The sequence below is a fragment of the Bacteroides clarus YIT 12056 genome, assembly GCF_900129655.1.
Taxonomy (GTDB): Bacteria; Bacteroidota; Bacteroidia; order Bacteroidales; family Bacteroidaceae; genus Bacteroides; species Bacteroides clarus.
Map to the genome: position 1 here is coordinate 414,706 of NZ_FQWK01000005.1, position 22,916 is coordinate 437,621.

Annotated in this window: 26 protein-coding genes and 4 tRNA genes; 27 read left to right on the forward strand and 3 right to left on the reverse strand. The window is 45.4% G+C overall.

Features of this window, described 5'->3' with window-relative positions:
* Positions 1 to 47: 47 nt before the first annotated feature.
* The 16 genes from rpsU (at position 48) to rpoC (ending at position 14,571) form a co-directional block, all read left to right on the forward strand.
* Positions 48 to 239, forward strand: coding sequence for a 30S ribosomal protein S21 (gene rpsU / locus BUB52_RS11165; RefSeq protein ID WP_002558090.1), 192 nt, complete (start codon positions 48 to 50; stop codon positions 237 to 239).
* A 70-nt stretch (positions 240 to 309) separates the two neighbouring features.
* Positions 310 to 1,194: a site-specific tyrosine recombinase/integron integrase gene (gene xerA, locus BUB52_RS11170; protein WP_009122240.1), complete on the forward strand. Its 885-nt coding sequence runs from the start codon at positions 310 to 312 to the stop codon at positions 1,192 to 1,194.
* Between the two features lie 17 nt (positions 1,195 to 1,211).
* Positions 1,212 to 1,511 carry a ribosome hibernation-promoting factor, HPF/YfiA family gene (hpf, locus tag BUB52_RS11175; RefSeq protein ID WP_009122241.1) on the forward strand — a complete coding sequence of 100 codons (300 nt, stop codon included), beginning with the start codon at positions 1,212 to 1,214 and terminating at the stop codon, positions 1,509 to 1,511.
* 93 nt (positions 1,512 to 1,604) lie between these two features.
* Positions 1,605 to 1,678, forward strand: a tRNA-Thr gene (locus tag BUB52_RS11180).
* An 83-nt stretch (positions 1,679 to 1,761) separates the two neighbouring features.
* A tRNA-Tyr gene (locus BUB52_RS11185) sits at positions 1,762 to 1,844 on the forward strand.
* A gap of 16 nt (positions 1,845 to 1,860) precedes the next feature.
* A tRNA-Thr gene (locus tag BUB52_RS11190) sits at positions 1,861 to 1,932 on the forward strand.
* Positions 1,933 to 1,982: 50 nt separating this feature from the next.
* Positions 1,983 to 3,167 carry an elongation factor Tu gene (tuf, locus tag BUB52_RS11195; protein ID WP_009122242.1) on the forward strand — a complete coding sequence of 395 codons (1,185 nt, stop codon included), beginning with the start codon at positions 1,983 to 1,985 and terminating at the stop codon, positions 3,165 to 3,167.
* A gap of 55 nt (positions 3,168 to 3,222) precedes the next feature.
* Positions 3,223 to 3,295, forward strand: a tRNA-Trp gene (locus tag BUB52_RS11200).
* Positions 3,296 to 3,309: 14 nt separating this feature from the next.
* Positions 3,310 to 3,498, forward strand: a complete 189-nt coding sequence (gene secE, locus BUB52_RS15985) for a preprotein translocase subunit SecE (protein WP_004291288.1) — start codon at positions 3,310 to 3,312, stop codon at positions 3,496 to 3,498.
* A 12-nt stretch (positions 3,499 to 3,510) separates the two neighbouring features.
* Positions 3,511 to 4,053: a transcription termination/antitermination protein NusG gene (gene nusG, locus BUB52_RS11210; RefSeq protein WP_004291287.1), complete on the forward strand. Its 543-nt coding sequence runs from the start codon at positions 3,511 to 3,513 to the stop codon at positions 4,051 to 4,053.
* A 57-nt stretch (positions 4,054 to 4,110) separates the two neighbouring features.
* On the forward strand, positions 4,111 to 4,554 hold the full coding sequence (gene rplK, locus BUB52_RS11215; protein ID WP_004291286.1) for a 50S ribosomal protein L11: 444 nt from the start codon (positions 4,111 to 4,113) through the stop codon (positions 4,552 to 4,554).
* Positions 4,555 to 4,569: 15 nt separating this feature from the next.
* A complete protein-coding gene (rplA, locus tag BUB52_RS11220; protein ID WP_009122243.1) occupies positions 4,570 to 5,268 on the forward strand; it encodes a 50S ribosomal protein L1 in 699 nt (232 codons plus the stop codon).
* 15 nt (positions 5,269 to 5,283) lie between these two features.
* Positions 5,284 to 5,805 (forward strand): 50S ribosomal protein L10, encoded by a 522-nt coding sequence (gene rplJ / locus BUB52_RS11225; protein WP_009122244.1) that lies wholly within the window; start codon positions 5,284 to 5,286, stop codon positions 5,803 to 5,805.
* 60 nt (positions 5,806 to 5,865) lie between these two features.
* The gene (gene rplL, locus BUB52_RS11230; RefSeq protein ID WP_009122245.1) at positions 5,866 to 6,243 is read left to right on the forward strand and encodes a 50S ribosomal protein L7/L12; all 378 of its coding nucleotides are present in this window, start codon (positions 5,866 to 5,868) and stop codon (positions 6,241 to 6,243) included.
* A gap of 105 nt (positions 6,244 to 6,348) precedes the next feature.
* Positions 6,349 to 10,161: a DNA-directed RNA polymerase subunit beta gene (gene rpoB, locus BUB52_RS11235; RefSeq protein ID WP_009122246.1), complete on the forward strand. Its 3,813-nt coding sequence runs from the start codon at positions 6,349 to 6,351 to the stop codon at positions 10,159 to 10,161.
* 114 nt (positions 10,162 to 10,275) lie between these two features.
* The gene (gene rpoC / locus BUB52_RS11240; RefSeq protein WP_009122247.1) at positions 10,276 to 14,571 is read left to right on the forward strand and encodes a DNA-directed RNA polymerase subunit beta'; all 4,296 of its coding nucleotides are present in this window, start codon (positions 10,276 to 10,278) and stop codon (positions 14,569 to 14,571) included.
* Positions 14,572 to 14,796: 225 nt separating this feature from the next.
* Here rpoC and BUB52_RS15990 read toward each other — a convergent pair whose 3' ends face one another.
* The 3 genes from BUB52_RS15990 to BUB52_RS15620 form a co-directional block, all read right to left on the reverse strand.
* The gene (locus BUB52_RS15990; RefSeq protein ID WP_009122249.1) at positions 14,797 to 15,099 is read right to left on the reverse strand and encodes a DnaB-like helicase C-terminal domain-containing protein; all 303 of its coding nucleotides are present in this window, start codon (positions 15,097 to 15,099) and stop codon (positions 14,797 to 14,799) included.
* Between the two features lie 165 nt (positions 15,100 to 15,264).
* A complete protein-coding gene (locus BUB52_RS15995) occupies positions 15,265 to 15,570 on the reverse strand; it encodes a DnaB-like helicase N-terminal domain-containing protein (RefSeq protein WP_009122250.1) in 306 nt (101 codons plus the stop codon).
* 77 nt (positions 15,571 to 15,647) lie between these two features.
* Complete coding sequence (locus BUB52_RS15620; protein WP_139259710.1) at positions 15,648 to 15,827, reverse strand: hypothetical protein; 180 nt, start codon at positions 15,825 to 15,827, stop codon at positions 15,648 to 15,650.
* A gap of 67 nt (positions 15,828 to 15,894) precedes the next feature.
* Between BUB52_RS15620 and BUB52_RS11255 the strand changes: the two genes are divergently transcribed.
* From BUB52_RS11255 to rplW, 11 genes are all read left to right on the forward strand, one after another.
* A complete protein-coding gene (locus BUB52_RS11255) occupies positions 15,895 to 16,164 on the forward strand; it encodes a hypothetical protein (RefSeq protein WP_039950807.1) in 270 nt (89 codons plus the stop codon).
* A gap of 165 nt (positions 16,165 to 16,329) precedes the next feature.
* Positions 16,330 to 16,815 carry an HU family DNA-binding protein gene (locus BUB52_RS11260; RefSeq protein WP_009122252.1) on the forward strand — a complete coding sequence of 162 codons (486 nt, stop codon included), beginning with the start codon at positions 16,330 to 16,332 and terminating at the stop codon, positions 16,813 to 16,815.
* 41 nt (positions 16,816 to 16,856) lie between these two features.
* Positions 16,857 to 17,162: a hypothetical protein gene (locus BUB52_RS11265; protein ID WP_009122253.1), complete on the forward strand. Its 306-nt coding sequence runs from the start codon at positions 16,857 to 16,859 to the stop codon at positions 17,160 to 17,162.
* 146 nt (positions 17,163 to 17,308) lie between these two features.
* Positions 17,309 to 17,620 (forward strand): DUF3467 domain-containing protein, encoded by a 312-nt coding sequence (locus tag BUB52_RS11270; RefSeq protein WP_039950870.1) that lies wholly within the window; start codon positions 17,309 to 17,311, stop codon positions 17,618 to 17,620.
* Between the two features lie 117 nt (positions 17,621 to 17,737).
* The gene (gene rpsL, locus BUB52_RS11275) at positions 17,738 to 18,139 is read left to right on the forward strand and encodes a 30S ribosomal protein S12 (RefSeq protein WP_004291249.1); all 402 of its coding nucleotides are present in this window, start codon (positions 17,738 to 17,740) and stop codon (positions 18,137 to 18,139) included.
* Positions 18,140 to 18,294: 155 nt separating this feature from the next.
* The gene (gene rpsG, locus BUB52_RS11280) at positions 18,295 to 18,771 is read left to right on the forward strand and encodes a 30S ribosomal protein S7 (RefSeq protein ID WP_005656559.1); all 477 of its coding nucleotides are present in this window, start codon (positions 18,295 to 18,297) and stop codon (positions 18,769 to 18,771) included.
* A gap of 57 nt (positions 18,772 to 18,828) precedes the next feature.
* Positions 18,829 to 20,946: an elongation factor G gene (gene fusA / locus BUB52_RS11285; protein ID WP_009122255.1), complete on the forward strand. Its 2,118-nt coding sequence runs from the start codon at positions 18,829 to 18,831 to the stop codon at positions 20,944 to 20,946.
* A 91-nt stretch (positions 20,947 to 21,037) separates the two neighbouring features.
* A complete protein-coding gene (rpsJ, locus tag BUB52_RS11290) occupies positions 21,038 to 21,343 on the forward strand; it encodes a 30S ribosomal protein S10 (protein ID WP_004291244.1) in 306 nt (101 codons plus the stop codon).
* A gap of 19 nt (positions 21,344 to 21,362) precedes the next feature.
* Positions 21,363 to 21,980, forward strand: a complete 618-nt coding sequence (rplC, locus tag BUB52_RS11295; RefSeq protein WP_009122256.1) for a 50S ribosomal protein L3 — start codon at positions 21,363 to 21,365, stop codon at positions 21,978 to 21,980.
* Positions 21,980 to 22,606: a 50S ribosomal protein L4 gene (gene rplD, locus BUB52_RS11300; RefSeq protein ID WP_009122257.1), complete on the forward strand. Its 627-nt coding sequence runs from the start codon at positions 21,980 to 21,982 to the stop codon at positions 22,604 to 22,606. The genes rplC and rplD overlap by 1 nt, the downstream gene beginning before the upstream one ends.
* A 16-nt stretch (positions 22,607 to 22,622) precedes the next feature.
* The gene (gene rplW / locus BUB52_RS11305; protein ID WP_009122258.1) at positions 22,623 to 22,916 is read left to right on the forward strand and encodes a 50S ribosomal protein L23; all 294 of its coding nucleotides are present in this window, start codon (positions 22,623 to 22,625) and stop codon (positions 22,914 to 22,916) included.

Below are 22,916 nucleotides of genomic sequence, written 5' to 3' on the forward strand. Positions count from 1 at the left end.
AATTTGATCGTGAGATTTTATAAACCATTAAATTTTAAAAACAAAAAATGATTGTAGTACCTGTAAAAGAAGGCGAAAACATTGAAAAAGCGCTGAAGAAATTTAAAAGAAAATTTGAAAAGACTGGTATTGTTAAAGAGTTGAGAAGCAGACAGCAGTTTGATAAACCGTCTGTGACTAAAAGACTTAAGAAAGAACGTGCAGTTTACGTTCAGCAACTTCAACAAGTAGAAGATTAATAATTCGTAATTTCCTTTGAATTATTGGATTCTTTTTTATACATTCGTTGCATGATTTAGATGTAACGATATGTTGTTGACAGATTCTTTTCTTGACTATCTTCTGTATGAGCGGAATTATTCCAAATATACCGTAGAATTCTACCGGACGGATATTCTTGAACTGCAGAAGTTTGGCGAGGAACTGTTGGGCAATTTAACTCCATCGGATGTAGATGTGGAACTTGTTCGTGAATGGATTGCTTCCTTGATGGATAGAGGTTATGCTTTTAATTCGATAAATCGAAAGTTGAGTTCTATCCGTACTTATTATAAATACCTTTTGCGAAAAGGGGTGGTTGAGTCGGATCCATTACAGAAGATAACGAGGCCGAGGAAAAAGAAGCCGCTTCCGGTTTTTCTGAGAGAAAGCGAAATGAATAGGCTGTTGGATGATATCGACTTTGGAGAAGGATTTGAAGGGTGTCGCGACCGTATGATTGTCGAAATGTTTTATGCGACCGGCATGCGACTTTCGGAATTGGTAGGGTTGGATGATAAAGATGTTGATTTCTTGGCTTCCCTGATTAAAGTGGTGGGAAAACGGAATAAACAACGTCTGATACCTTTTGATGAAGAGTTAAGATGTTCTATGCAGGAATATGTCAATGAGCGAAATAAATCGTTTCCGGTTCGTTCGGATGCTTTTTTTATTCGAAAGAACGGAGGGCGGATTACTCGTAGTATCGTAGCATATATTGTGAAACGGAACCTGTCGAAGGTAGTAACTGTAAAAAAAAGAAGTCCCCATGTGTTGAGGCATACCTTTGCAACGGCTATGCTCAATAACGGTGCTGATTTAGGCTCGATAAAAGAGTTGCTTGGGCACGAAAGTTTGGCGACTACCGAAGTTTATACGCATGCTACTTTTGAAGAACTTAAAAAAGTGTATAATCAGGCTCATCCTCGGGCCTAAAGAAAAAGGAGGTAAGTATGATAGTTAGAATTCAATCGATTCACTTTGATGCGTCAGAGCAGTTGCAGTCTTTTATTCAAAAGAAAGCTGCCAAATTGGAGAAATATTACGATGATATAGAGAAAGTAGAGGTGTCATTAAAGGTAGTTAAACCGGAAACAGCCGAAAATAAAGAAGTCGGAGTGAAAGTATTGGTTCCCAATGGCGAACTTTATGCAAATAAGGTTTGTGATACGTTTGAAGAAGCAGTCGATCTTTGTTTGGAAGCTTTGGAAAAACAGCTGGTTAAGTACAAGGAAAAACAACGGAGCAAATAAAATTCCGCTAAAATTTTGCGGGTAAAAAATAAATGTCTAAATTTGCAGCCGTTTCGCTCACACTAGAACGTTACGGTTGCATTTTTTAAGCCTGCCTCTTTAGCTCAGTTGGCCAGAGCACGTGATTTGTAATCTCGGGGTCGTTGGTTCGAATCCGACAAGAGGCTCAAAAGAAAGTGGATTGTCGTCGGAGAATTGAAATATATCATACGAGGATTCCGGTAGAGGGAAAAAAGAGTTCTATAGTATTGGGCAAATACCAGAGTGGCCAAATGGGGCAGACTGTAAATCTGCTGGCTTACGCCTTCGGTGGTTCGAATCCATCTTTGCCCACAACTCCGGTTTTCCTGCTGTTATAGCTCAGCGGTAGAGCACTTCCTTGGTAAGGAAGAGGTCCCGGGTTCAAGTCCCGGTAACAGCTCATAAAGATGTAAAAGCTGATTATTAATCAAATAAATAACAAGTAAAGCTATGGCTAAAGAGAAATTCGAACGTACCAAACCGCACGTAAACATTGGTACAATTGGTCACGTAGACCACGGTAAAACCACGTTGACTGCTGCTATCACTACTGTGTTGGGCAAAAAAGGTTTTTCTGAAGTAAAATCATTTGATCAGATCGACAACGCTCCTGAAGAAAAGGAAAGAGGTATTACTATCAATACTTCACACGTTGAGTATGAAACCGCTAACCGTCACTACGCTCACGTAGACTGTCCGGGTCACGCTGACTACGTTAAGAACATGGTAACTGGTGCTGCTCAGATGGACGGTGCTATCATCGTAGTTGCTGCAACCGATGGTCCGATGCCTCAGACTCGCGAACACATCCTGTTGGCTCGTCAGGTAAACGTTCCTAGACTGGTTGTATTCATGAACAAGTGCGACATGGTAGATGACGCTGAAATGTTGGAACTCGTTGAAATGGAAATGCGTGAACTGCTTTCAGCTTACGAATTCGATGGCGACAACACTCCTTTCATTCAAGGTTCTGCTCTTGGCGCATTGAACGGTGTTGAAAAGTGGGAAGAAAAAGTTATGGAATTGATGGATGCCTGCGATAATTGGATTCCATTGCCTCCGCGTGATGTTGATAAACCGTTCTTGATGCCAGTTGAAGATGTATTCTCAATTACTGGTCGTGGTACTGTAGCTACTGGTCGTATCGAAGCCGGCGTTATTCACGTAGGTGACGAAGTAGAAATCCTTGGTTTGGGTGAAGACAAGAAATCAGTTGTAACTGGTGTTGAAATGTTCCGCAAACTGTTGGATCAAGGTGAAGCTGGTGACAACGTAGGTCTGTTGCTCCGTGGTATCGACAAGAACGAAATCAAACGTGGTATGGTTCTTTGTAAGCCAGGTCAGATTAAGCCTCACTCTAAGTTCAAAGCTTCTATCTACGTTTTGAAGAAAGAAGAAGGTGGTCGTCACACTCCGTTCCATAACAAATACCGTCCTCAGTTCTATCTGCGTACTATGGACTGTACAGGTGAAATCACTCTTCCGGAAGGAACTGAAATGGTAATGCCTGGTGATAACGTAGAAATCACTGTAGAATTGATCTACCCGGTAGCATTGAACGTAGGTTTGCGTTTTGCTATCCGTGAAGGTGGTCGTACAGTAGGTTCTGGTCAGATTACTGAAATTCTCGACTAATAACCAAATATCTTAATCAGTTCCCGGTATTCTGTCGGGAACTGATTATGTTCACACGGGAGTAGCTCAGTTGGTAGAGCACCGGTCTCCAAAACCGGGTGTCGGGAGTTCGAGCCTCTCCTCCCGTGCTAATATTTTTGAAATGAAGAAGATAGTAGCTTATTTTAAAGAAACTTACGACGAACTTGTTCATAAAGTGTCGTGGCCTACGTATTCTGAACTTACTAACAGTGCAGTAGTTGTTTTATATGCTTCCCTGCTTATTGCATTGGTAGTATTTGCGATGGACTTCTGTTTCCAGCATTTAATGGAATTTGTTTATCCACATTAAAAAGAAGGAGAAATGTCTGAGATTGAAAAGAAATGGTACGTTCTGCGTGCTATTAGCGGAAAAGAAGCTAAGGTAAAGGAATACCTTGAAGCTGACATTAAAAACAGCGACCTTGGTGATTATGTATCTCAGGTATTGATTCCTACCGAAAAGGTATATCAGGTTCGCAATGGTAAGAAAATTGTGAAAGAGAGAAGTTATCTCCCTGGTTACGTTTTGGTGGAGGCTGCTCTGGTAGGTGAGGTCGCTCACCATCTGAGAAATACTCCTAATGTGATAGGGTTCTTGGGTGGATCGGAAAAACCCGTTCCTCTGAGACAGTCGGAAGTGAATCGTATACTTGGCACAGTTGACGAATTACAGGATGCCGGTGAAGAACTGAATATCCCGTATGTAGTCGGCGAGACTGTAAAGGTGAATTACGGTCCGTTCAGTGGATTTAGTGGAATCATTGAAGAAGTGAATACCGAGAAGAAGAAACTGAAGGTCATGGTAAAGATATTCGGACGGAAGACTCCGCTCGAATTGGGCTTTATGCAAGTAGAAAAAGAATAGTACAGGTGTTACGCTGTAATATTCTTCATTAATGTTTATATATAAATCAATTAAAAAATGGCTAAAGAAGTTGCTGGACTAATCAAATTACAGATTAAAGGAGGCGCGGCAAATCCATCACCTCCCGTTGGACCTGCTCTGGGTTCTAAGGGAATCAATATCATGGAGTTTTGCAAGCAATTCAACGCCAGAACCCAAGACAAAGCAGGAAAGATTCTTCCTGTGATTATCACTTACTACGCAGATAAGTCTTTCGATTTTGTAATCAAGACTCCTCCCGTTGCTATTCAATTACTTGAAGTGGCTAAGGTAAAGAGTGGTTCTGCTGAGCCTAACCGTAAGAAAGTTGCCGAGATTACTTGGGAACAGGTTCGTACGATTGCTCAGGACAAGATGGTTGACTTAAACTGTTTCACTGTAGAAGCTGCCATGAAGATGGTTGCCGGTACAGCTCGTAGTATGGGTATCGCTGTAAAAGGGGAGTTCCCGGTTAATAACTAATAAACTTCAATTAGAATGAGTAAACTGACAAAAAATCAAAAGTTGGCTGCAGAAAAAATTGAAGCAGGGAAAGCATACTCTCTCAAAGAAGCTGCTCAATTGGTAAAAGAGATCACTTTTACTAAGTTTGACGCTTCTCTGGATATCGACGTACGTTTGGGCGTTGACCCGCGTAAGGCTAACCAGATGGTGAGAGGTGTTGTATCACTTCCTCACGGTACTGGTAAAGTTACACGCGTTTTGGTGCTTTGTACACCGGATGCTGAAGCTGCTGCAAAAGAAGCCGGAGCTGACTATGTTGGTCTTGACGAATATATTGAAAAGATCAAAAGTGGATGGACTGATATTGATGTAATCATCACTATGCCGTCTATCATGGGTAAGATTGGTGCACTCGGTCGTGTACTCGGTCCTCGTGGATTGATGCCGAACCCGAAGAGTGGCACTGTAACTATGGATGTTGCTAAAGCTGTAAAAGAAGTAAAACAAGGTAAAATTGACTTCAAGGTTGATAAGAGCGGTATTGTTCACACTTCTATTGGTAAAGTTTCATTTAGTGCTGATCAAATTCGCGACAATGCGAAAGAATTCATCTCTACTTTGAATAAATTGAAACCGACCGCAGCCAAGGGTACATATATCAAGAGTATTTATCTTTCTAGCACGATGAGTGCGGGTATCAAGATTGACCCGAAATCAGTAGAAGAAATCTAATAAAACGGAGTAATAATGAGAAAGGAAGATAAAAGTACGATTATTGAGCAGATTGCTGCTACAGTTAAGGAATACGGTCACTTCTATTTGGTAGACACTACTGCTATGAACGCTGCTGATACAAGCGCGTTGAGAGCTTTATGTTTCAAGGCTGACATCAAACTGATGGTAGTTAAGAACACATTGCTTCACAAAGCATTGGAAAGCCTGGAAGAAGATTATTCTCCGCTTTACGACTGCATGAAGGGTACGACAGCTGTAATGTTTTGCAACACAGCGAATGCACCTGCTAAACTGCTGAAAGATAAAGCTAAGAACGGTATTCCCGGATTGAAAGCTGCGTATGCAGAAGAAAGCTTCTATGTTGGTGCTGACCAGTTGGATGCTCTCGTAAGTATCAAGAGTAAGAATGAAGTTATTGCTGAAATCGTTGCTTTGCTGCAATCACCGGCCAAGAACGTTATTTCTGCTCTACAATCAGGTGGTAACACCATTCACGGAGTTCTCAAGACTCTCGGTGAACGTCCCGAAGCGTAACTTCGGAAACAAAAAAACATCAATTTATTTTAGTAATTAAACAATTAAAATCATACAAAAATGGCAGATTTGAAAGCTTTTGCAGAACAATTAGTTAACTTGACAGTAAAAGAAGTTAATGAACTTGCAACTATCCTGAAAGAAGAATACGGTATTGAACCTGCTGCTGCAGCTGTTGCTGTTGCTGCTGGTCCTGCAGCTGGTGCTGCTGCTGCCGCTGAAGAAAAATCTTCTTTCGATGTAGTATTGAAGAGCGCTGGCTCAGCTAAACTTCAAGTAGTTAAAGCCGTTAAGGAAGCTTGCGGTCTTGGTTTGAAGGAAGCTAAGGACATGGTAGACGGTGCTCCTAGCGTAGTAAAAGAAGGTTTGGCTAAAGACGAAGCAGAATCGTTGAAGAAAACATTGGAAGAAGCTGGAGCTGAAGTTGAACTTAAATAACATTAGCCTGTCAATCAGGTAATTCGGTAAGGAACCCTTCGTGAAAAGGGTTCTTTACCTTTTTGTGTATATATTTAAAATTAAGTTCTACAAATCCATTAACAGATGTCTTCAAATACTGTAAATCAAAGAGTTAATTTTGCTTCGACTAAGAATCCGCTGGAATATCCGGATTTCCTGGAAGTACAATTGAAGTCATTCAAAGACTTTTTACAACTGGATACCCCACCCGAGAAACGTAAGAACGAGGGACTGTATAAAGTATTTGCTGAAAACTTCCCCATTGCCGATACAAGAAATAATTTTGTTCTTGAGTTTTTGGACTACTATATTGATCCGCCGCGTTATACTATAGACGAATGTATAGAGCGAGGGCTTACCTATAGTGTACCCTTAAAGGCAAAATTAAAATTATATTGTACCGACCCCGACCACGAAGATTTTGATACGGTTATTCAGGATGTATTCCTGGGTCCGATTCCTTACATGACGGATAAAGCTACGTTCGTCATCAACGGTGCGGAACGTGTTGTTGTGTCACAGCTTCACCGTTCTCCGGGCGTATTCTTCGGTCAGAGCGTGCATGCCAACGGTACTAAGTTATACTCAGCCCGTATTATCCCGTTCAAGGGTTCTTGGATTGAGTTTGCTACCGACATCAACAATGTCATGTATGCTTATATCGACCGTAAGAAGAAGTTGCCGGTAACCACATTGCTGAGAGCTATCGGTTTTGAGAATGATAAGGATATTCTTGAAATCTTCAACTTGGCAGAAGACGTGAAGGTGAACAAGACGAACCTCAAGAAGATTGTAGGTCGTAAGTTGGCGGCACGTGTATTGAAAACATGGATTGAGGATTTTGTAGACGAAGATACCGGTGAAGTTGTTTCTATCGAGCGTAACGAAGTTGTTATCGACCGTGAAACCATAATCGAGCCGGAACATGTTGACATTATATTAGAGTCGGGCGTTCAGAACATCCTTGTACACAAGGAAGAGCCGAACCAGTCTGACTACTCTATTATATATAATACTCTGCAGAAGGACCCCAGTAACTCGGAAAAAGAGGCAGTGCTTTACATCTACCGTCAGTTGCGAAATGCAGACCCGGCCGATGATGCCAGTGCACGCGAGGTTATCAACAACCTGTTCTTCTCAGAAAAGAGATATGACTTGGGTGATGTAGGTCGTTACCGTATCAACAGAAAGTTGAACTTAACGACAGATATGGACGTGCGTGTCCTCACCAAGGAAGATATTATCGAGATTATCAAGTATCTGATCGAGTTGATTAACTCAAAAGCGGATGTTGATGATATCGACCACTTGAGTAACCGTCGTGTACGTACAGTAGGCGAACAATTGTCCAACCAGTTTGCTATCGGTTTGGCACGTATGTCACGTACCATCCGCGAGCGTATGAATGTTCGTGACAATGAAGTCTTCACTCCGATTGACTTGATTAACGCCAAGACTATTTCTTCCGTTATCAATTCATTCTTCGGAACGAACGCCTTGTCACAGTTCATGGACCAGACCAACCCGCTTGCCGAAATCACTCACAAGCGTCGTATGTCTGCTCTGGGTCCCGGTGGTTTGTCGCGTGAGCGTGCCGGTTTCGAGGTGCGTGACGTACACTATACTCACTACGGACGTCTGTGTCCGATTGAAACGCCTGAAGGTCCTAACATCGGTTTGATTTCTTCACTCTGTGTGTTCGCCAAGATTAATGAGCTGGGTTTCATCGAGACTCCGTACCGTAAGGTGGCTAACGGAAAAGTAGACCTTTCGGATGAAGGTCTGGTTTACCTCACAGCCGAAGAAGAAGAAGAAAAGATTATCGCTCAGGGCAATGCGCCTTTGAACGATGACGGAACTTTCGTACGCGACAGAGTAAAATCACGTCAGGACGCCGACTATCCGGTTGTAGCGCCTGATGAAGTGGAATTGATGGACGTATCTCCCCAGCAGATTGCTTCTATTGCGGCCTCTTTGATTCCGTTCTTGGAGCATGACGATGCCAACCGTGCGTTGATGGGGTCTAACATGATGCGCCAGGCAGTTCCTTTGTTGAAGAGCGAAGCTCCGATTGTAGGTACAGGCATCGAACGTCAGCTCGCACGCGACTCTCGTACGCAGATTACCGCCGAGGGCGAGGGTGTTGTTGATTTCGTGGATGCTACGACTATCCGCATTCTGTATGACCGTACGGAAGACGAAGAGTTCGTAAGCTTCGAATCTGCACTGAAAGAATATACGATTCCTAAATGGCGTCGTACCAACCAGAACATGACGATTGACCTTCGACCTATTTGTGAGAAAGGTCAGCGCGTGACGAAAGGGCAAATCCTTACCGAGGGTTACTCCACCGAACAGGGCGAGCTTGCTTTGGGTAAGAACCTGTTGGTTGCCTACATGCCTTGGAAGGGATATAACTATGAGGATGCTATTGTATTGAACGAACGTGTGGTTCGCGAAGACCTTTTGACTTCCGTACACGTAGAAGAGTACTCTTTGGAAGTTCGTGAAACGAAGCGCGGTATGGAAGAGTTGACTTCCGATATTCCTAACGTAAGCGAAGAAGCTACAAAGGACCTCGACGAGAACGGTATCGTTCGCGTGGGTGCCCGTATCGAGCCGGGCGACATCCTAATTGGTAAAATTACTCCGAAGGGAGAATCAGACCCTTCTCCGGAAGAAAAGTTGCTTCGCGCCATCTTCGGTGATAAGGCTGGCGATGTGAAAGACGCTTCTTTGAAGGCATCTCCGTCTTTGAAGGGTGTTATTATCGGTAAGCGTCTGTTCTCCCGCGTCATCAAGACTCGTAGTTCCAAATTGGCGGATAAAGCGTTGCTGCCGAAGATCGACGATGAGTTCGACGGTAAGGTAGCCGACTTGAAGAAGATATTGGTGAACAAGCTCTTGAAGCTCACAGAAAACTACACATCCGAGGGTGTGAAGGACTATATGGGAGCCGAAGTAATTAGTAAGGGCGCTAAGTTCTCAGCTTCCGATTTCAGCGATATGGACTTCACTGCCATTCAATTGAGTAACTGGACAAAAGATGAGCACACCAACGGATTGATTCGTGCACTGGTGATGAACTTCATCAAGAAATATAAAGAGCTCGATGCAGAGTTGAAGCGTAAGAAATTCGCTATTACCATTGGTGACGAGTTACCTGCGGGTATCATTCAGATGGCTAAGGTTTACATCGCCAAGAAACGTAAAATCGGTGTTGGTGATAAGATGGCCGGTCGCCACGGTAACAAGGGTATTGTTTCGCGCGTGGTACGTCAGGAGGATATGCCGTTCTTGGCGGACGGTACTCCGGTAGATATCGTATTGAACCCGCTGGGTGTGCCTTCACGTATGAACATCGGCCAGATATTCGAGGCGGTTTTGGGACGTGCCGGAAAGAATTTGGGCGTTAAGTTCGCTACGCCTATCTTCGACGGTGCCACGCTGGACGACTTGAACGAATGGACCGACAAGGCAGGTCTGCCTCGCTATGGCAAGACTACTTTGTTCGACGGTGGTACAGGTGAGGCGTTCGAGCAACAGGCTACGGTAGGTGTGACATACATGTTGAAACTCGGCCACATGGTTGAAGACAAGATGCACGCACGTTCTATCGGTCCGTACTCACTTATTACGCAACAGCCGTTGGGAGGTAAGGCGCAGTTCGGTGGTCAGCGTTTTGGAGAAATGGAAGTTTGGGCGCTCGAGGCATTCGGTGCGGCACACATCCTGCAAGAGATTTTGACTATTAAGTCTGATGATGTTGTCGGACGCTCCAAGGCTTACGAAGCAATCGTTAAGGGTGAGCCGATGCCTGCTCCGGGTATCCCCGAATCACTGAATGTATTGCTGCACGAGTTGAGAGGTTTGGGCTTGAGCATCAACTTAGAATAAATTGAAATTTGAGAATTGAGGATTGGGAGATGATACCTCTCAACCCTCAGTTCCCGACTTATCAACATTTATTTTTCAATTTTTAATTCTCAATTATCAATTATATATAAAAGTATGGCTTTTAGAAAAGATAACAAGATAAAGAGTAATTTCTCGAAAATCTCTATCGGTTTGGCTTCTCCCGAAGAAATCCTGGAGAATTCGAGTGGTGAAGTTTTAAAGCCTGAAACCATCAACTATCGTACGTATAAGCCAGAGCGCGACGGTTTGTTCTGCGAGCGCATTTTTGGTCCTATCAAGGACTATGAGTGCCATTGCGGTAAGTACAAACGCATCCGTTACAAAGGCATTGTCTGCGACCGTTGCGGTGTGGAAGTGACAGAAAAGAAAGTACGTCGCGAGCGTATGGGACACATCCAGTTGGTTGTGCCGGTAGCTCACATCTGGTATTTCCGTTCACTTCCTAATAAAATCGGTTACTTGTTGGGCTTGCCTACCAAGAAACTCGATGCCATTATCTACTACGAGCGTTATGTGGTTATCCAGCCGGGTGTATTGGAAGGCGAGGTAGCACAGTTCGATTTGCTCGAAGAAGGAGAATACCTGGATCTGTTGGACAAGTTGCCAAGCGACAACCAGTACCTTGAAGATTCAGACCCCAATAAGTTTGTTGCTAAGATGGGTGCGGAAGCTATTTACGACCTGCTGTCACGCATCGACCTCGACTCATTGTCTTACGACCTGCGTAACCGTGCGGGCAGCGATGCTTCGCAACAGCGCAAGAGTGAAGCTTTGAAGCGTCTGCAAGTAGTCGAGTCTTTCCGTGCATCACGCGGACGTAACAAGCCCGAGTGGATGATTGTACGTATCGTGCCGGTTATCCCACCCGAACTCCGTCCGTTGGTACCGTTAGATGGCGGACGTTTCGCCACTTCCGACCTGAACGACCTTTACCGTCGCGTTATCATCCGTAACAACCGCTTGAAGAGATTGATTGAAATCAAGGCTCCCGAAGTGATTTTGCGTAATGAGAAGCGCATGTTGCAGGAGGCTGTCGACTCATTGTTCGATAACTCCCGTAAGTCGAGTGCGGTGAAGACCGATGCCAACCGTCCTTTGAAGTCCCTTTCCGACAGTTTGAAAGGTAAGCAGGGACGTTTCCGTCAGAACCTGCTGGGTAAGCGCGTCGACTATTCCGCACGTTCCGTAATCGTTGTAGGTCCGGAATTGAAGATGGGCGAGTGCGGTATTCCTAAACTCATGGCAGCCGAACTCTACAAGCCGTTTATCATCCGCAAGCTCATCGAGCGCGGTATCGTAAAGACGGTGAAGAGTGCCAAGAAGATTGTAGATCGCAAGGAACCCGTTATCTGGGACATACTGGAACACGTAATGAAAGGACATCCGGTATTGCTGAACCGTGCCCCGACACTTCACCGTCTGGGTATTCAGGCATTCCAGCCTAAGATGATTGAAGGTAAGGCAATCCAGTTGCATCCGTTGGCATGTACGGCATTCAACGCCGACTTTGACGGTGACCAAATGGCCGTTCACTTGCCTTTGAGCAACGAAGCTATTCTGGAAGCGCAGATGCTGATGCTCCAGTCACATAATATCCTGAACCCTGCCAACGGTGCGCCTATCACAGTGCCTGCACAGGATATGGTACTCGGTTTGTACTATATCACCAAGTTGCGTAAGGGAGCTAAGGGTGAAGGCCTTACTTTCTACGGCCCCGAAGAAGCGCTTATTGCCTACAACGAAGGCAAGTGCGATATCCACGCGCCTATCAGCGTTATCGTTAAGGACATTGACGAAAACGGCAATGTAGTGGATAAGATGATGCACGACACTTCGGTAGGCCGTGTTATTGTAAACGAAATCGTACCTGCCAAAGCGGGTTACATCAATACGATTATTTCCAAGAAGTCACTTCGTGACATCATCAGCCACGTAATCAAGGTTTGTGGTGTGGCAGAAGCGGCCGAATTCCTCGACGGAATTAAGAACCTCGGTTATCAGATGGCCTTCAAGGGCGGTCTTTCGTTCAACTTGGGCGATATCATCATTCCCGAAGAGAAGGAAGCGCTGGTACAGAAAGGTTACGAAGAAGTAGAGCAGGTAATCAACAACTATAACATGGGTTTCATCACCAACAACGAGCGTTACAACCAGGTAATCGACATCTGGACACACGTAAACTCCGAGTTGTCAAACATCCTGATGAAAACCATTTCAAGCGACGACCAGGGATTCAACTCCGTATACATGATGTTGGATTCGGGAGCCCGTGGTTCTAAGGAACAGATTCGTCAGCTTTCCGGTATGCGTGGTTTGATGGCGAAGCCTCAGAAGGCAGGTGCCGAAGGTGGTCAGATTATCGAGAATCCGATTCTTTCTAACTTTAAGGAAGGTCTTTCCGTGTTGGAGTACTTTATCTCTACCCACGGTGCCCGTAAGGGTCTTGCCGATACCGCTTTGAAGACAGCCGATGCCGGATACCTGACCCGTCGTCTGGTCGACGTGTCTCACGATGTGATTATCAATGAAGAAGACTGCGGTACGCTTCGCGGACTGGTTTGTACGGCTTTGAAGAACAACGATGAAACAATCGCCACGCTGTACGAACGTATCCTGGGACGTGTATCCGTACATGATATCGTTCACCCTACAACCGGCGAATTGCTTGTTGCAGGCGGTGAGGAAATTACCGAAGCCATTGCGCAGAAGATTGAGGACTCTCCGATTGAGAGCGTTGAAATCCGTTCTGTATTGACTTGTGAATCCAAGAAAGGTGTTTGCGCCAAGTGTTACGGACGTAACCTGGCTACCAGCCGCATGGTTCAGAAGGGTGAAGCTGTCGGCGTAATAGCCGCACAGTCCATCGGTGAGCCGGGTACGCAGTTGACGTTGCGTACGTTCCACGCCGGTGGTACGGCGGCCAACATCGCTGCCAACGCAAGTATCGTTGCCAAAAATCCTTCCCGTCTGGAATTCGAAGAGCTCCGTACGGTAGATATCATTGACGAAGCAGGCGAACCCGCAAAAGTAGTGGTAGGTCGTTTGGCCGAAGTGCGCTTCGTAGATGTCAATACTGGTATCGTGCTTTCCACACACAACGTACCCTACGGTTCTACGCTCTACGCAGCCGACGGCGAAGTGGTAGAGAAAGGCAAGTTGATTGCCCGTTGGGACCCGTTCAACGCGGTTATCATTACTGAAGCTACCGGTAAGATTGAGTTTGAAGGCGTTATCGAGAACGTTACCTATAAGGTGGAATCCGATGAATCTACCGGTTTGCGCGAAATCATCATCATCGAGTCTAAGGACAAGACGAAGGTTCCTACTGCGCATATCATGACCGAGGCCGGCGAGCTTATCCGTACTTACAACCTTCCTGTGGGCGGCCACGTGGTAGTAGAAGACGGACAGAAAGTAAAAGCCGGTGAAGTAATCGTGAAGATTCCGCGTGCCGTTGGTAAGGCGGGTGATATCACGGGTGGTCTTCCTCGTGTCACTGAATTGTTCGAGGCCCGTAATCCGTCTAACCCTGCCGTGGTTTCCGAAATCGACGGTGAGGTTACAATGGGTAAAGTGAAACGCGGTAACCGTGAAATCATCGTTACCTCTAAGACCGGAGAAGTCAAAAAGTACCTTGTGCCGCTGTCTAAGCAGATTCTGGTACAGGAGAACGACTACGTGCGTGCCGGTACTCCGTTGTCCGACGGTGCCATTACGCCTGCCGATATCCTTGCCATTAAAGGTCCTACGGCTGTACAGGAATATATCGTGAACGAAGTACAAGACGTTTACCGTCTGCAAGGTGTGAAGATTAACGACAAGCACTTTGAAATCATCGTTCGCCAGATGATGCGTAAGGTTGAAATCGACGAGCCGGGCGATACCCGCTTCCTGGAACAACAGGTAGTGGACAAGCTCGAGTTCATGGAAGAAAACGACCGTATCTGGGGTAAGAAGGTAGTAGTAGACGCCGGAGATTCTCAGAACCTGCAACCGGGACAGATTGTCACTGCCCGCAAGCTGCGTGACGAGAACTCCATGCTGAAACGTCGCGACTTGAACCCCGTTTCGGTACGTGATGCAGTGCCCGCTACTTCTACACAGATTCTTCAGGGTATTACCCGTGCCGCTTTGCAGACTTCGAGCTTCATGTCGGCCGCTTCCTTCCAGGAAACGACGAAGGTGCTCAATGAAGCCGCTATCAACGGTAAGGTAGACCGTTTGGAAGGTATGAAGGAGAATGTTATCTGCGGTCACTTGATTCCTGCCGGTACAGGCCAGCGTGAGTTCGACAAGGTCATTGTCGGTTCAAAAGAAGAGTACGACCGTATGCTTGCCAATAAGAAAACGGTGCTCGACTATGCTGTGGATGATAAAGTAGAAGAGTAATATACTACGCTAATACAATCAGTGATTTTTATAATGAAAAAAGAGAGCCTTGCAAGAGGTTCTCTTTTTTCTTTTATCACATGGAGACAAGAAACTTTTGGATGGATATGGGGAAGATGGAGAGTTTACTTGCAATGCTTCAGCATATACTCCATTGGCGGCACATAGTCTCCGATGGCGGTTATGCTCTTGTTGTGTCCGAAGTAAACGTTCCCTGTTTCACCGTTACGGTATTTCGCCACCATGATTACACCCAGTCCGTCGGACGGATAGCCGCTCTCCCTGCATCTCTATACTGTAAAACACCACATGCCGTCCGGCGCTTGCAGCGGCTTTTGCCAGATGCAGGGCTATGGCAGTCTTGCCCACCGAGGGACGGGCGGCGATGATGTTCAGGTCGCACGCTTGCCAACCGGACGTCAGGCGGTCTAATCCGGCCAGTCCGGTGGGTATGCCCGTTACGCCGTTCTTGGTGTTTCCGATGCGCTGCTCCGCTTTGGCTATGGTCTCTTCCATAAGCTGCTGCATAGGGCGCAACTGTTACGTCCAGCTACATTTGTTTTCGATACGGTCTGTCAGCAGGTGCCGGACGTTCAGTATATCTTCGATGTCGTAGGTAGGGTCCTCGGACCGGGAAGTCAGGCTGTTGATACCTACAATCAGTTCACGTCTCAGGTAGCGGTCTTTGATAAGCTAGGCGTGCAGTTCGATGTGTGCCGAACTCGTCACTTTCGATGATAGACGGACGATGCCGTATGCACCGCCTGCTTCATCCAATTTACCTCGCTTTTGTAAAGCCTCTTTCACTGTCAGTATGTCTATCGGTTCGTTGTTGCGGTGCATGTTTTCAAGCACCGCATACAACGTTTGTTCCTTTTCGTGATAGAACATCTCCGGGCGCAGCGTCTGTGCCACCAGCGGGAAAGCTTTTTTCTCTATCATCAGTGCTCCAAGCACTGCCTTTTCTATCTCCGTTATTTGAAAATTCGTAGTATCCACTCTGTTTTGTTTTTTTATGTTTTTCCCCTGCTATCTCATATTTCACCCATTATGCTTTGCCTTTCCTCTCGCTTTTGTCAGTACCCGTCTTCCTCGTCCAAAGAACATTTGTCAGCCAGATAGCTTATCGCCTGTTTGTAATAGCGTATATTGGCCAGCCCTTCGTAGTAGGGTATCTGCTCTATCGCCATGTTGCGTTCTTCGGAGGAGAGGCGCAGCCATTCTCGGCGGGTGCGCCCTATGCTCCGCTTGGGCAAGAGGGTGAGGTCGTGATATGCCTGCCAGAAGCGGTCGAACTGTTCGTCCCGGCAGAAAATCCACTACATGGATGTGGGCAAGGCTATGGTCTATGCTGTACTTTATCAGTTGCAGTTTTTGCAAATTCAGGAAGAATCGGAGAACGCGGGTTTTGCTCCAGCGGAAAAGGCGTGCCCAGGTGTCGAGGCTCTTAATGGAGTCGCCGCACGGGCAGGTTATCGTCCGGCCATAGAGCGTCATGCTGCCTTCGCGGTAGTTGACGTTGGTGATAAGGATGCAGTAGGCTTCCGTTTCGCTGGCGGGAGAGAAGTGGTGAAAAGGATGGGGAGCGAATGAGCGAGTGTGCAAGGCTCCGGTTCTGGATACATCCGCATACCCGGGCAACCGTCGGCAACGTTCGCCGGTCGGCCTTACTTCCTCTTTGCAGTATCTTTGTTTTACCAAGCCGGCGAAGTGAACATAAAGATAGTATTCATTTAAAATCAAAAAGGAGACAAAAGTATGGCTATTGTATTTAAAAAGGCATTGTGTAAGAATGTGGCGGATAAGTCGGCGGTGGCAAAGTATCATCTGCAGTTGCTTACTTTAGGGCAGAACGTAGGCATCGACCGCATGGTTTATCAGATGAAAGAGAACAGTTCACTTTCCAAAGGAGATATCTTCAGTGTGATTGCCAATTTCGTGGAGTGTATGCGTACGAATCTATATAACGGACATTCGGTAAATATCCGCGACTTTGGAGTGTTCAGCCTCTCGGCGCGTACCGAAGGTGCGGAAGCGGAAAAGGATTGTACGGCGAAGAAGATTCGGACGGTACGTATCAATTTCCGCCCCTCTATCGGCGTACGTCCCGACCCCGCTTCCACACGTGCGGAAGATGCCATGGAGTTTGTAGACTTGCAGACTTATCTGGATTCCCAGAAGGGTAACGGCGGGAATGGCGCCGCCGCCGGTAATGACGGGGAAGAAGAGAATTCGTTGGGATGAACCGTATCTGTGTGGTATGAACGAAAATAATGGAATGAAAGATGAAAGCGATTATTGAAAAGGTGTTGGAATGTCTGATGGCATTCCTTCCGTTCCTGTCCAAACGAGGCAAGAAGAAAATGGAGAAAATGAAAGAGTTCAGCGAATTGGTCAGAGAACAGTATGCGTTCCTGGTCGGGCAGTTGGAGAAAGTGCTACAGGATTATTTCGGGCTGAATACGCGGGTCAAAGAAATGCATACCGAAATATTCTCGTTGAAAACGAAGCTGGTAAAAGAACTGCCCCGCCGGTGCATGCGTGAGAGTTGTGATAAAAGACAATCGGAAAATAGCGTAACGGCAATATAGAGGTTTCGCCCTTGCAGGTTGACAGGCTTGCAGGGGCGGACTTCTTTATTCTTTCCGGCAGGCGGCTGCTTTTGCTTCGAAGTATTTTGTATGTTCTGAACGAAAGAAGTATATTTGCCTCTTAATTATAATAATGTATGGATAATATGGAAAATCAAGAGAATAATAACGGACAGTTGCAGATAGAGCTGAAAGAAGAGGTGGCGCAAGGCACTTATGCCAATCTTGCCATCATCACTCACTCCAGCTCGGAGTTTATCATGGATTTTATACGGGTGATGCCGGGGATGCCCAAGGCCGGAGTGCAGTCGCGCATTGTGCTGGCGCCCGAGCACGCCAAACGCCTGCTGCGCGCGCTTGAAGAAAATATAGGTAAATACGAACGCGCTTTCGGTTCTATCCGTATGCCGGACGAGCAACCTCTTCCGCCGCTGCCCAACATTAAGGGGGAAGCATAAAATCAAAAAAAAACTTGTAGTGCATTGATTATTCAAAACTTATTAGTATCTTTGCAGCCCAAAAGTGTATAGTTTTGAATTAATATAAACAATAATATATAACTAAAAACAATTAAAATGCCTACAATTCAGCAATTAGTAAGAAAAGGACGCGAGGTTTTGGTAGAGAAAAGTAAGTCTCCCGCCTTGGATTCTTGTCCTCAAAGACGTGGCGTTTGCGTGAGAGTGTACACTACCACTCCGAAGAAACCGAATTCAGCTATGCGTAAAGTAGCTCGTGTGCGTTTGACCAACGGTAAAGAGGTGAACTCTTACATTCCGGGAGAAGGTCACAACTTGCAGGAACACTCAATCGTATTGGTACGCGGCGGTCGTGTAAAAGACCTTCCGGGTGTACGTTATCACATCGTTCGTGGTACTTTGGATACAGCAGGCGTTGCCAACCGTACTCAAAGACGTTCCAAATACGGTGCTAAGCGTCCGAAACCGGGGCAGGCCGCTCCCGCTAAGAAGAAATAATCAAGCGGCCGAAGCTGATAAACAGTAAAATTAAAAGTAATAACTTACGTTTTAGTTTGTTGGAAATGCTAAAGGTTGAGTAAACACTCCGGTGGGAGAGTTGAAGAAAACAGAAGTAAACAACCAAGAACGAAAAACATTATTCTTTCAGACAAATGAGAAAAGCAAAACCTAAAAAACGTATCATCCTTCCGGATCCCGTTTTTAATGATGTGAAAGTTTCCAAGTTCGTTAACCACTTGATGTACGACGGAAAGAAGAATACCTCTTATGAAATCTTCTACGCCGCTTTGGAAACAGTGAAGAACAAAATGCAGAATGAAGAGAAATCAGCTCTTGAAATCTGGAAAAAAGCTTTGGACAACGTAACTCCTCAAGTGGAAGTGAAGTCTCGCCGTGTAGGTGGCGCTACTTTCCAAGTTCCTACTGAAATCCGTCCCGACCGCAAGGAGTCAATCTCAATGAAAAACCTGATTATTTTTGCGCGCAAGCGTGGCGGTAAGTCTATGGCTGACAAACTGGCTGCTGAAATTATGGATGCTTTCAACGAACAAGGCGGTGCTTTCAAACGTAAAGAAGATATGCACAGAATGGCTGAAGCTAACCGTGCATTTGCTCATTTCAGATTCTAATACTATAAGAAACTAACCAATCGAAGATTAAAAACTTAAAGTAAAAGGAATTAGAAAATGGCAAAGAATGATTTACATTTGACACGTAATATCGGTATCATGGCCCACATCGATGCCGGAAAGACAACAACCTCTGAACGTATTTTGTTTTATACGGGTTTGACCCACAAAATCGGTGAGGTACACGATGGTGCCGCTACAATGGACTGGATGGAGCAAGAGCAGGAACGTGGTATCACTATCACTTCCGCCGCTACTACCACTCGTTGGAAATATGCCGGTGATACTTATAAAATCAATTTGATTGATACCCCGGGACACGTTGACTTTACCGCTGAGGTAGAGCGTTCTTTGCGTATTCTTGATGGCGCCGTTGCTGCTTACTGTGCAGTAGGTGGCGTTGAACCGCAATCCGAAACCGTTTGGCGTCAGGCTGATAAATATAACGTGCCGCGTATCGCATACGTTAATAAAATGGACCGTTCGGGTGCCGATTTCTTCGAAGTTGTTCGCCAGATGAAGGACGTTTTGGGTGCTAATCCTTGTCCTATCGTTGTGCCTATCGGTGCTGAAGAGTCTTTCAAAGGTCTGGTAGACCTTATCAAGATGAAAGCTATCTACTGGCATGATGAAACGATGGGTGCTGACTATACGGTAGAGGAAATCCCGGCCAACCTGATAGACGAAGCTAACGAATGGAGAGATAAAATGCTCGAAAAAGTAGCTGAGTTTGACGATGCTTTGATGGAGAAATATTTCGATGATCCTTCTACTATCACAGAAGAAGAAGTCTTGAGAGCTCTCCGTAACGCTACAGTACAAATGGCTGTTGTTCCTATGTTGTGCGGTTCTTCATTCAAAAACAAGGGTGTACAGACTTTGCTTGACTACGTTTGCGCATTCTTGCCTTCTCCGTTGGATACAGAAAACGTTGTCGGTACAAATCCCGAAACCGGTGCTGAAGAAGACCGTAAGCCGAGTGAAGACGAAAAGACTTCTGCCTTGGCGTTCAAGATTGCGACCGACCCGTATGTAGGCCGTTTGACTTTCTTCCGCGTTTACTCAGGTAAGATTGAAGCCGGTTCTTATATTTACAATTCTCGCTCTGGCAAGAAGGAACGTGTTTCCCGTCTGTTCCAGATGCACTCAAATAAGCAGAATCCTGTTGAAGTGATTGGTGCCGGTGATATTGGTGCAGGTGTAGGCTTTAAGGATATTCATACCGGTGATACGCTGTGCGACGAAACTGCGCCGATCGTATTGGAGTCTATGGACTTCCCCGAACCGGTAATCGGTATCGCAGTCGAACCTAAGACTCAGAAGGATATGGATAAGCTGTCTAACGGTTTGGCTAAATTGGCCGAAGAAGATCCGACGTTTACAGTCAAGACTGATGAGCAGACAGGCCAGACGGTTATCTCCGGTATGGGTGAGCTCCACTTGGATATCATCATCGACCGTCTGAAACGTGAGTTCAAGGTTGAATGTAATCAGGGTAAACCTCAGGTTAACTATAAGGAAGCTATCACGAAGACTGTTAACTTGCGCGAAGTTTACAAGAAGCAGTCGGGTGGTCGCGGTAAGTTTGCGGATATCATCGTGAATATCGGTCCTGTTGATGAGGACTTTACTCAAGGCGGTTTGCAGTTTGTTGACGAAGTGAAGGGCGGTAATATTCCTAAGGAATTCATTCCGTCTGTACAGAAGGGTTTCACAACTGCAATGAAGAACGGTGTGTTGGCCGGCTATCCGCTGGATTCACTGAAAGTGACTTTGGTCGACGGTTCTTTCCACCCGGTTGACTCTGACCAGTTGTCATTTGAAATATGTGCTATTCAGGCATACAAGAACGCTTGCGCTAAGGCAGGTCCGGTATTGATGGAGCCTATCATGAAGCTGGAAGTTGTTACTCCGGAAGAAAACATGGGTGATGTTATCGGTGACTTGAATAAGCGTCGCGGTCAGGTAGAAGGTATGGAATCAAGTCGTTCGGGTGCCCGTATCGTGAAGGCGATGGTTCCGCTGGCAGAAATGTTCGGTTACGTGACTGCGTTGCGTACTATCACTTCTGGTCGTGCAACTTCTTCAATGGTATATTCTCACCATGCTCAGGTTTCTAACTCTATTGCCAAGGCAGTATTGGAAGAAGTAAAAGGTCGTACAGACTTAATCTAAAAAAATAACTAAAGTCCGTAGGTTAGCGAATGACTCTTAACCTACGGAACTTTATCTTATTATAATAACACTATTAATAATTAAGACAGTAATGAGTCAAAAAATTAGAATCAAACTGAAATCTTACGACCACAACTTGGTTGACAAGTCAGCTGAGAAGATTGTAAGAACGGTGAAGACGACGGGCGCCATCGTTAGCGGTCCGATTCCTCTTCCTACGCATAAGCGTATCTTTACCGTAAACCGTTCGACTTTCGTTAACAAGAAGTCGCGTGAACAATTCGAACTCTCTTCTTACAAGAGATTGATCGACATCTATAGCTCAACAGCTAAGACAGTAGATGCTCTGATGAAGTTGGAGTTACCGAGTGGTGTGGAAGTAGAAATCAAAGTGTAAGTATTAAAAATTTAGTGAAATGCCAGGATTATTAGGAAAAAAAATCGGAATGACATCCGTTTTCAGTGCCGAGGGTAAGAATGTACCATGCACTGTTATCGAAGCAGGTCCTTGTGTTGTTACTCAAGTGAAGACTGTAGAAAAGGATGGCTATCAAGCTGTTCAGTTGGGTTTCCAGGACAAAAAGGAAAAGCACACTACAAAGCCTCTTATGGGCCACTTCAAGAAAGCCGGAGTAACTCCCAAGAAACACTTGGCTGAGTTCAAAGAATTTGAGACAGAATTGAATCTGGGTGATACTGTTACCGTAGAATTGTTCGAAGGCGTTGACTTCGTTGACGTTGTAGGTACTTCTAAAGGTAAGGGTTTCCAGGGTGTTGTGAAACGTCATGGTTTCGGCGGTGTAGGTCAGACTACTCACGGTCAGCACAATCGCGCTCGTAAGCCGGGTTCTATCGGTGCTTGTTCTTACCCTGCAAAAGTGTTCAAAGGAATGCGCATGGGCGGACAGCTTGGTGGAGATAGAGTGACTGTTCAAAATCTGCAGGTATTAAAAGTAATCGCGGAGCATAATCTCCTTTTGATTAAGGGTTCTGTTCCTGGTTGCAAAGGTTCAATCGTAATAATTGAGAAATAATGGAAGTTAACGTATATAACATTAAAGGTGAAGATACTGGGAGAAAGATTACGTTAAACGAGTCTATCTTCGGAATTGAGCCCAACGATCACGCTATCTACTTGGACGTTAAACAGTTTATGGCTAACCAGCGTCAGGGTACACACAAGTCAAAAGAAAGAAGTGAAATCAGCGGTTCCACTCGTAAAATCGGTCGCCAGAAAGGTGGCGGTGGTGCACGTCGTGGTGACATGAACTCACCGGTACTCGTTGGTGGTGGACGCGTATTCGGTCCGAAACCGAGAGATTATTACTTCAAACTGAATAAGAAAGTAAAGGCTCTGGCACGTAAGTCGGCTTTGTCATATAAGGCTCAGAACAATGCTATCGTTGTAGTAGAAGACTTCAACTTTGAAGCTCCTAAGACGAAAGATTTTGTTGTTATGACAAAAAATCTTAAAGTTTCTGACAAAAAGCTGCTTGTAGTTTTACCGGAAGCAAATAAAAACGTATATTTGTCGGCTCGTAACGTGAAGGGCGCCAATGTGCAGACTATCTCAGGGTTAAATACTTACAGAGTATTGGACGCTGGTGTTGTTGTGTTTGCTGAAAGCGCACTTTCTGCTATCGACAATATCTTAATGTAAAAAGGAGGCTTAAATAATGGGAATTATTATTAAACCGTTAGTGACAGAAAAAATGACTGCAATTACAGATAAGGCGAACAATCGTTTCGGCTTTATCGTGCGTCCTGAAGCTAATAAACTGGAAATTAAGAACGAAGTTGAAGCCCTTTACAACGTTACCGTGGTTGATGTGAGCACCATTCGCTATGCCGGCAAAAACAAGAGCCGTTATACGCGTGCAGGTATCATCAACGGACGTACGAATGCTTATAAGAAAGCTATTGTTACGTTGAAAGAAGGAGATACTATTGATTTTTATAGCAATATTTAA